The organism is Nostoc sp., assembly GCF_036919895.1.
GTDB lineage: Bacteria > Cyanobacteriota > Cyanobacteriia > Cyanobacteriales > Nostocaceae > Nostoc.
Genome location: NZ_JBALBW010000075.1, coordinates 20135 through 28509 on the forward strand (window position 1 = coordinate 20135; position 8375 = coordinate 28509).

The 8375-nt window shown below is 44.4% G+C and carries 4 protein-coding genes; 3 read left to right on the forward strand and 1 reads right to left on the reverse strand.

Going from position 1 to position 8375, the window contains the following annotated elements; all coding sequences use genetic code 11:
* Window positions 1-15 precede the first annotated feature (15 nt).
* The 3 genes from V7K55_RS14820 (at window position 16) to V7K55_RS14830 (ending at window position 5352) form a co-directional block, all read left to right on the forward strand.
* Window positions 16-3000, forward strand: coding sequence for a valine--tRNA ligase (locus V7K55_RS14820; RefSeq protein WP_334832525.1), 2985 nt, complete (start codon window positions 16-18; stop codon window positions 2998-3000).
* 232 nt (window positions 3001-3232) lie between these two features.
* The gene (locus V7K55_RS14825) at window positions 3233-3667 is read left to right on the forward strand and encodes a hypothetical protein (protein WP_334832527.1); all 435 of its coding nucleotides are present in this window, start codon (window positions 3233-3235) and stop codon (window positions 3665-3667) included.
* Window positions 3668-3981: 314 nt separating this feature from the next.
* Window positions 3982-5352: a DUF3370 domain-containing protein gene (locus tag V7K55_RS14830; RefSeq protein ID WP_334832529.1), complete on the forward strand. Its 1371-nt coding sequence runs from the start codon at window positions 3982-3984 to the stop codon at window positions 5350-5352.
* 99 nt (window positions 5353-5451) lie between these two features.
* Here the strand turns inward: V7K55_RS14830 and V7K55_RS14835 are convergent.
* Window positions 5452-8375 (reverse strand): beta strand repeat-containing protein (locus V7K55_RS14835; RefSeq protein WP_334832531.1); only part of this gene is annotated, 2924 nt, incomplete at its 5' end.

Sequence of the window (8375 nt, forward strand, 5' to 3'; positions counted from 1 at the left end):
CCTTAGTTTTCCCGCATGACCGCAACCATTCCCAATCTCCCCAGTCTCTACGACCCCTTTTCCACCGAAGCCAAGTGGCAAAAATTCTGGGAAGACAACCAAGTTTACAAAGCTGACCCCAACAAAGGCGGCGAACCCTACTGCATCGTCATCCCGCCGCCCAACGTCACCGGCAGCTTACACATGGGTCACGCCTTTGAAAGTGCGTTGATTGATACCCTCGTGCGCTACCACCGGATGCAGGGACGCAATACCCTATGGCTACCCGGAACTGACCATGCCAGCATTGCCGTGCATAGTATGCTGGAAAAGCAACTCAAAAAAGAGGGTAAGACTCGCTACGAATTGGGGCGCGAGAAGTTCTTAGAACGCGCTTGGCAATGGAAAGCAGAGTCTGAGGGAACGATTCTGAATCAGCTACGACGCTTAGGTGTCTCGGTGGACTGGTCACGGGAAAGGTTTACTCTGGATGAAGGTTTATCCAAAGCTGTTGTCGAGGCATTTACTCGCCTTTACGAGGAAGGCTTAATTTATCGTGGTGAATATTTAGTTAACTGGTGTCCCGCTTCTCAGTCGGCTGTGTCTGATGTAGAAGTGGAAAATCAAGAGGTTAATGGAAATCTCTGGCACTTCCGTTATCCCCTCACCGATGGTTCTGGTTTTGTGGAAGTGGCGACAACTCGACCAGAAACAATGCTGGGCGATACAGCAGTAGCAGTTAATCCCAATGACGATCGCTACAAACATCTCATCGGTAAAACTTTAACTCTGCCCATTCTACAACGAGAAATTCCCATTATTGGTGATGAATTTGTTGATCCCACTTTCGGTACAGGCTGCGTGAAGGTGACTCCCGCCCATGACCCGAACGATTTTGACATGGGTAAGCGTCACAATCTCCCGTTGATCAACATTATGAACAAAGACGGCACTCTCAACGCCAACGCCGGGGAGTTTCAAGGACAAGACCGCTTTGTTGCTAGAAAAAATGTCGTTTCTCGCCTAGAAGCAGATGGCTTTTTGGTGAAGATCGAAGATTATAAGCATACCGTTCCTTATAGCGATCGCGGTAAAGTACCTATTGAACCCCTCCTCTCAACTCAGTGGTTCGTCAAAATTCGCCCCCTAGCTGACAACACTCTCGAATTCCTCGACCAGCAAACTTCCCCTGAGTTCGTCCCCCAACGCTGGACTAAGGTCTATCGTGATTGGCTAGTAAAACTCAAAGATTGGTGTATCTCTCGCCAATTATGGTGGGGACACCAAATTCCGGCTTGGTACGCCATCAGTGAAACGGGTGGGCAAATTACCGATAACACGCCCTTTGTGGTCGCAAAATCGGAAACTGAAGCTTGGGAGAAAGCTAAATCACAATTTGGTGAAAATGTCAAGTTAGAACAAGACCCAGATGTACTAGATACTTGGTTTTCTTCTGGACTCTGGCCATTTTCGACTTTGGGCTGGCCGGAACAAACTCAGGATTTAGCAACTTACTACCCAACTACTACTTTGGTAACAGGTTTTGACATCATCTTTTTCTGGGTAGCCAGAATGACGATGATGGCTGGGCATCTTACGGAGAAAATGCCTTTCCAAACGGTTTACATCCACGGCTTGGTGCTGGATGAAAAAGGTCAGAAGATGTCAAAGAGCAAAGGTAATGGCATTGACCCTCTGTTACTAATTGATAAATATGGTACTGATGCCCTGCGGTATACCTTAATTAGGGAAGTCGCTGGTGCTGGACAAGATATCCGCTTAGAATACGATCGCAAAAAGGATGAATCGGCATCTGTAGAGGCAGCGCGCAACTTTGCAAACAAGTTGTGGAACGCTGCCCGATTTGTGATGATGAATTTGGATGGACAAACACCGCAACAATTGGGGAATCCAGTCGCCACAGAATTTAGCGATCGCTGGATTATCTCGCGGTATCATCAAGTTATCAAACAAACCAGCAATTACATCGATAATTACGGTTTAGGGGAAGCAGCCAAAGGACTCTATGAGTTTATTTGGGGTGATTTCTGCGATCAATATATTGAACTAGCGAAATCCAGATTGCAAGCAGATGCCGATCCAGTATCGCGGCGGGTAGCACAGCAAACCCTCGGCTACATATTGGAAGGGATTATGAAACTGCTTCATCCCTTTATGCCTCATATTACTGAAGAAATTTGGCAAACTCTCACCCAAAAATCAGCAGATTCTCTTCAAACTTTACCGTTACAAATCTATCCGCAGGTAGATGCAAACTTAATCGATCAAACTTTAGAAGAACAGTTTGAATTACTAATTGCTACTATCCGCACAATTCGGAATTTACGGGCTGAAGCGGATATTAAACCAGGGGTGAAAGTAACAGCGAATTTGCAAACTGAAAGTGAGAAGGAGCGAGAAATTCTCACTGCTGGACAGGATTATATTAAAGATTTGGCGAAGGTTGAGACTTTAACCATTACTGACAAGCAAGAAAAGCCAACTGTTGCTGCTAAAAAACCTCAAAGGGGTTTGAAGACAATTGGCTTAATTATTGTGGCCATTATCTTTGGTAGATTGGGTTTAGCTGCGGGAAATGCCATTGATGACATTCCCCTCATCGGAACTTTCTTTGAACTAGTTGGTTTTGGTTACACAGCTTGGTTTGTTAGCCAAAATTTACTCACTGCCCAAGCGAGACTTAGGTTATGGGGACGCTTTTTCCCACAGAGAGAATTAGAACAACCACAAGAACCAGAAAATGCGATCGCAGGTGTAATTGGTACAATACAAGTGCTAATTCCTCTCAGAGGCGTAGTAGATATTGAAGTTGTCCGTGCCAAACTAGAGAAAAGCTTGAGTAAAGCCGAAGCAGAAGTTCAATCCCTGAGTACCAGATTAAACAATCCTAGTTTTGTAGATAGAGCTAGAGCCGACGTGGTAAAGGGAGCGCGGGATGCCTTAGCAGAAGTAAATAAGCAAGCTGAAATTTTGCGCGATCGCCTTGAGGCGTTGTCTTAGGTATCGCCTGCATGACTTAGGATAACTGTAATGGGTAACGAGGGTGTCAATAATTCTCGATTACCCATTACCAATTAACAAGATTCAAATATCAATTCTGAAACTTATTATTTTATTAATTTTTTTTTAATTTTGAGAGAAGTCGGAGCATCAGCTTCCGGCGTAAACCCTTTTGCCGCTTGTCACAGGCATCTCAACTTAGGTGATTTTGAATTGGAGCGAAGCAACTCTTATGCTATATCTAGCCCAGGTGCGTAAAAACGATTTTTTAGACCAGCACCAGTTACGCTTGTTGGCGCGTCAAGAAGCTGATAACTTGTGGGCGATAATTCCAGAAGAGGCTTTCATTCTGCTAGGAAAGGGAAAGATCATGAGTGAAAACTTGCTTGTTTTAGTAGAGCTTTCCCAAACAGGCGACATTGAAAGAATAGAAGACGCTACCAACTGGGTACTCCATTTGGTACAAAACTACCTCACCATCGGCATTACCCCAGAGTTTTTGCAGCACGAAGCCGAGCGAGCAGAACATTGGCGACAATCCTTGACGTTGCAAAACCAAGATTTAGCGCGGCGTTCCTTAGAATTGGAAGCTCGTCGCGAACAAATTCAAGCCTTAGAAGAAAGCCTCAAACGCGAGAAAAACGGTTATCCCCAACAGGAAAGTTAAAAGCAATGCTTTTGAGAGTCGCATGGCGGCTGGCGACAACTTGGTAATTTTTCCCAAAATTAGGGTTTGTAGGTACTAAACAGCTTATGCCACCAGACTCGGACAAATTATCCTCTGGGTGACATTGAACAAAAATTTAGAAATTCTTTCCTCAAAGGCAACTTGAGAATTTCATCCACGGGTATTAGATTTAAGTCAATGTCAACATAAAAATTTTTACTTATATGGCATAGGTGAATAAAGCGCAACATCATACATAATTACTATCAGTATGCTGTATTCTTAACTTCACCGATAAATTGCTTTTCGAATAAATGCTTAATTTTATTTCCTATTTGCTTTTGGCTCAAGCAGCACCTTCTCCAGCATCTGAACCCCAGGAAATCTTCATTCCGCAACAAACAAGACCTTTACCTGGCCATCTTGATGCAATACCAGTATTTAACAGTAATAACCCAGAAGTCGTTCAGAGTGAAGGTATTCTGCTCTCTACATTTCCTCCTCAAGGTAAAAAAGTGCCAAGCGCACACCTGAACTTTCTATGGAAGGGACGCTTTGATTTCTTTTCTCATCATATTGCTCGAGCCATTGAGACTCCAAATGATCTGCGGACTCTTTATTTGGGGGTGATTGTTTACAATCCAAGCGATCGCCCTGCAACTATAAATATCTTACAAGCAGCCAGTTATGTTAGTCAACCTGATGCACCTTTTCTCAAACTTCCCCCCATGCAGTCAAATAATTTGGGAAACATTTATGCTGGGCCAGGCGATCGCGTTATGAATGATGTGCTACGAGGAAAACGGCAGTTAGGATGGCCAGCCCAGTTGCTAATTCCACCAAAACAAAGCCGGATGTTAATGAATCATCCAATTCCAGTGCGTTCTTTAACACCGCCATTGAATGGACGTTCTACTTTGTTGCGTTTGTACAGTGATAGTCCAGTTTATATGGCGAACTTAGCCATGTTTGCCAAACCCAATCCAGATGCTACTGAACGAGCGCCCACTTTAAAAGAATGGGAGAACTTGTTAGAAAATGGTGATTTTGCAGGGCCGCGTGAATCTGCACCCAGTCCGCCAGACAACCTGACAGCGACAGCAGAAATTTACGGTCGGGTAGCGGCGGTAGCTGTTGGCTCTCGTTGGCAAGCACGAGTTACTGACTCCAATAGTTCATACCTGACAATTCCCGCTTCAGGACAAGCTTTTTCCTACGGTTTAAGTACTCTTTTGGCAGGTAAAATGGGTACTGGACAAAACCAAACTGCCAAACTCGCGGTGCGTTATCCTGGTACTGCTTACGAAGCTCACGGCAACTACGGTATTGAATACAACATCTCTCTACCCTTAATCAACAATACAGGCAAATCACAAACTGTAAATGTGCTTTTCCAAACACCTATCAAAGAAGACGACTTAAGTAAACCTGGGCTTCGCTTTTTTTCACCACCCCAACCATCCGTCTTTTTTCGAGGCACAGTTCGTATTCGCTACAATGATGATAATGGCTTACCCAGAACCCAATATTGGCATTTAGTTCAACAACGGGGACAGATGGGACAACCACTTGCTCAATTAAAAATGTCTCCAGGTCAGCTGCGATCGCTAGAAGTTGATTTTCTCTACCCACCAGATGCTACACCCCCTCAAATGTTGACAATTCAAACTGTAGACCAAAAATAAGGCAGAGGAAAGAAGGCAAAACTTACCTAAAAAACGTGTATAGACGCGAAACTTCGCGTCTATACATAAATTTATGCTAGGTTAATCGTTTTAGCAAAGTTAGGCAATCACAGTAATATTTGCACTACCAAGCAGTGCGTTATTCGAGAATTGGGCTATTTGAACTTGTGCTGTACCACCTAATCCATCTTTATCAAAGAATAAGTTACCCGTACTTTGATTGTAGATGAAGCGATCGCTTGCGGTTGTAGCGATCGTACCAAGTCGGAACAAGCTCGGATCGAGTGTTGTATCCTGAGCTTGGCTCAGTCCAAATTCCGCCTTAGAAATGAAGATAGTATCATCTCCAACAGTAAAATCAGTAATTGTATCATAGCCTCCAGTGCGGGTATCAGTCAGATATAAGCTATCTCGACCAGTTCCACCAGTCAGCGTATCTTTACCAACTCCACCATAGAGGCTATCATCACCTATACCGCCTACTAAGTTGTCATTACCTGAATTACCAAAAAGGCGATCGTTACCATCTCCTCCGCTCAAGGTGTTAGCACCAGTATTTCCCATCAGGATGTTATTAAGGCTGTTACCAGTACCAGTGATTGCTCCGGTTCCAGTCAGGGTCAAGTTCTCCAGATTATCTCCCAACACCCAACTCACCGAAGAGTTAACTAAATCAGTGCCTGCATTTAAGCCTTCAGTAATAATATCGCTGAGGTTGTCTACAGTGTAAATGTCATTACCATCTCCACCACTGAGACTATCAATCCCTGTACCTCCATCCAAGGTGTCATCGCCTGTGCCACCTAACAAGGTGTCATTGCCTGAGCTACCAAAGAGACTATCGTTACCATCTCCTCCGGTCAAAGTGTTAGCACTACCATTTCCAATCAGGATGTTATCAAGGCTGTTACCAGTACCAATTGTCGCACTTCCAGTCAGAGTCAAGTTCTCCAGGTTATCTCCCAACACCCAACTCACCGAAGACTTAACTAAATCTATGCCTGCATTTAAGCCTTCAGTAATCGTATCCTTCAGGTTGTCTATGGTGTAAGTATCATTGCCGGCTCCACCATTGAGACTATCAATCCCTGCACCTCCATCCAAAGTGTCATCGCCTGCACCACCAATTAGGCTATCATTGCCTGCACCACCAATTAAGCTATCATTGCCATCTCCTCCGCTCAAGATGTTAGCAGCAGTATTTCCAATCAGTACGTTATCAAGGTTGTTACCAGTACCATTAATTACCCCGCTTCCAGTCAGGGTCAACTTCTCCAGGTTATCTCCCAACACCCAACTCACCGAAGACTTAACTAAATCTATACCTGCATTTAAGCCTTCAGTAATAATATCGTTCAGATTGTCTACGGTGTAAACATCATTGCCGGCTCCACCATTGAGACTATCAGTCCCTAAACCTCCATCCAAAGTATCATCGCCTGCACCGCCCAACAAGGTGTCATTACCTGAGCTACCAAAGAGACTATCGTTACCATCTCCTCCGCTCAAGATGTTAGCACCAGTATTTCCAATCAGGATGTTCTTAAGGCTATTACCAGTACCATTGATTGCGTCGGTTCCCGTCAGGGTCAAGTTCTCCACGTTATCTGTCAACACAAAACTCACCGAAGACTTAACTAAATCTGTGCCTGCATTTAAGCCTTCAGTAATTGTATCGCCGGGATTATCTACGATGTAAATATCATTGCCGATTCCACCATTAAGACTATCTGCTCCTAAACCTCCATCCAAGGTGTCATTACCTGCACCGCCCAACAAGGTGTCATTACCTGCACCACCAATCAGATTATCGTTACCATTTTCTCCGCTCAAGATGTTAGCGGCAGTATTTCCAGTCAAGATATTATTAAGGCTATTACCAGTACCATTAATTGTGTCGGTTCCAGTTAAAGTCAAATTCTCCAGGTTATTTCCCAACACCCAACTCACTGAAGACTTGACTAAATCTGTGCCTGCATTTAAGCCCTCAGTAATAGTATCGCCGATGCTATCCACAATATAAGTGTCATTGCCTTTACCACCAATGAGACTATCGTTGCCTGTACCACCATCTAACAAATCGTTACCATCGCCACCATCGAGCGTATCGTTATCACCTAGTCCGTTGAGCGTGTCATTGCCCAGCAATCCTGAGATGATATCCATATTCACCGTACCAGTTAGGTTGTCTGCACCTGAAGTGCCAGTAATTGGAGGGGTAATTTCATTAATGGTCAAGTTGACGGTAGCAGTACTATTGCCTCCATGCCCATCACTTATGGTGTAAGTAAAGCCGTCAGAGCCATAATAGTTTTGGCCAGGCGTATACGTGTAAGTACCATTGTTGTTGTTAACTAAGCTTCCTTGGCTAGGTTGGGTAAAGCTAGCAATGCTCAATACGTCACTGACATCCACATCTGTATCATTGCTCAACAAAGCAGTAGCGCTAATAATAACAGGTGTGTTTTTGTTTGTGGTGAAGCTATCGTTAACAGCGACGGGAGCATCATTTACCGCGGTGATATTAATATTACGGGTAACGACGGTACTATTTGCAGTTCCATCATTAACTATAAAGCTGACAGTACGAGGCGTAGTATTGGGATTATCACTGCTGTTGGTATAAGTAATGGAACGCAGTGCTGTTTGATAATTAGCAACACTGGAACTGCCAGTTAAGGTTAAAACGCCTGTGCTGCTGTTGTAGCTGCCTGTAATCCCATTTTGGTTGGTGAAGGCAAGAATGTCTTGAGCAGAAGCGAAACCACTGGTAATGCTGACAGTGGCACTAGTCAAGTTAGCTGAGTCTACATCGCTGACGGTGATGGCTGAGTCGATCGCTGTAGTGGCGTTCTCGGTGTATGCCAGGGCAGAGATGGTGCCAGTAGCAACGGGCGCATTATTCACCGCCGTAATATTAATATTACGGGTAACGGTGGTACTATTACTAGCCCCATCATTGACGACAAAGCTGATGGTACGAGGTGTAGTACTGGGGTTGTCGCTGCTGTTGGTATAAGTAA